Source organism: uncultured Campylobacter sp., assembly GCF_937981295.1.
Classification (GTDB): domain Bacteria; phylum Campylobacterota; class Campylobacteria; order Campylobacterales; family Campylobacteraceae; genus Campylobacter_B.
Genome location: NZ_CALJPC010000013.1, coordinates 1 through 2,102 on the forward strand (window position 1 = coordinate 1; position 2,102 = coordinate 2,102).

Consider the following 2,102-nt stretch of genomic DNA (forward strand, 5'->3'; position numbering starts at 1 on the left):
TATAGTTTTCAATATAGAATACCTAGAATTATAGTGTTTTTGCTCCAAAAAATTGAAAAATGATGAACTACTGATATATATTTTCCTATTAATGATTTCTATGTAGTAAACGATTTATAAAAATGAATTTTTTGATTTTATTAATTTTTGCATCATTTCCATAAATTTTATGAACGTATTTATTTAAATTATAATAAGCTTATTGTATCGCCCTATTTCGTATCTAAATTTGCAACATTAAATTCAATATAAATCATACTTATATTCTACATTAATTTAATATTGTAATAGTATTGACAATGATTATCTCATCTGATATAATAACGCGAAAATTTTATCAGATTTTAGGAGTTAAATTTTGAAAGTTTTTACTCTCTCTCTCTCTCTCTCTCTCTCTCTGAAGCTGCAGCCGCCCTACTTTTATTGAGCGCCGCAAATCCAGCCATAGCCGACGAACAAACTAAGCAAAGCGTAAATCTCGGCGAAGTAGAAGTTACCGCAAACAAAATAAGTGAAAATTTAAAGGATGTGCCACAAAGTATCAGCGTCGTAAGTGATACTGAGCTACAAGAACGAGAAGTCAAAAACGTCGAGGAGCTGGTAAAAACTATGCCAAACATTACCGGTGTGGGCGGGATGTACGAGGGCATCAGTACTAGAGGACTCAATCCTTCGATATATACGAGTTCTAACCCCGTTACGGTCTATGTCGGCGGCGTAGCGCAAAGTAACAAAGACGCAGCCTATATCCCCGTTACAAATATCGATCACGTCGAGGTTTTGCGAGGTCCTAGCAGTGCGATCTACGGCAAAGACTCAATCGGCGGCATCATTAATATCGTTTTAAAAGAACCGACTAACGAGTGGAGCGGCAGCGTCGGCACCGAATACGGCTCGCACAAATACATGCTAGGTCTTTTTGAAACCAGCGGCGCGCTAATTGATGATAAACTATTTTTAGGCTTAAACGGCTCGGCGTCCAAAGAGGACGGCTGGATCATCAACGATCTAAACGGAGATAAAGCCAACGACAAGAAAAATTACAATTTCGGACTAAATTTAAAGATAGTGCCGACCGATCGTTTTACGATTAAAATTTACGGCGATCTTTTTCACCGCCAGGACGACTCGCTCGACGAGCTTTTTATCCCAAAATCGAGATTTGGCAATATCTCAAAAAGCGAAGCCAAGCATATAAATTTAGAAACTACCGCCCGCGTAAAGCAAACCTCTAGCTCGGGAGCGTTAGATCTAAAATATGAATTTGACAAATTTGACGCGACCTCGGCTACGACCTTTCGTAGAGCCAAAAAAGACGGGCTTTACGATGAGGATTTTGGTAGTAAAATAACTTATCTCGACCCCGATCACTACGGGCTAGTTACATTTTTAAATTCTAAAAATGATACCTTCTCCGAGGAGCTTAGATTTAGTAGCGTAGACGAGCAAAGCTTCAAATGGGTCGGCGGGCTTTATTACGAAAACGAAAAGCAAGTCTTCGGCCCGATCGGCGACCAATACGGCGACGGCGGTAGGACGATAGTCGAGGACTGGCCTTCGGTCAATCGCGCGCAGACGGCATCGGTATTCGGTCAGATCATCTATCCGATCACGAGCAAATTTGATGCTACGCTTGGCGGCAGGTATCAGCAGATCAGAAAACACACAAAGGTCGATTACTTTTCATACGAGCTGGGACACAATCCCGGTGCGCCCGCGTTTTCGATGGACGAAAAAGCGACATTTAGGACGTTTTTGCCAAAAATCGCACTTGGATACGATATCACCGACGAGCTAAATATTTACGCGATGTATTCAAAGGGCTATCTAGCCGGCGGCTTTAATTTCTACACCACCGGCGGCAGCAGGAAGGATAATAAATTTGACGCACAAACAAGCGATGACTACGAGATCGGTGTAAAGGGTTCGTATGAGAGCTTTAGATTTTCTACCGCGCTATTTTATATGGACATCAAGGGCACGCATATATTTTATACCGACCCCAATAACCCCAACATCTACTCGACCGCAAACGCCGATAAATCAAAATCTATGGGTGTGGAATTTGAAGGCGTCGCAAAAGCGAGCAAGGAGCTTGATAT

Annotated in this window: 1 protein-coding gene; it reads left to right on the forward strand. The window is 41.6% G+C overall.

The features are described 5' to 3' along the window. Window positions 1–423 precede the first annotated feature (423 nt). On the forward strand, window positions 424–2,102 hold a 1,679-nt coding region (locus Q0135_RS01135), incomplete at its 3' end, for a TonB-dependent receptor (RefSeq protein WP_297987585.1).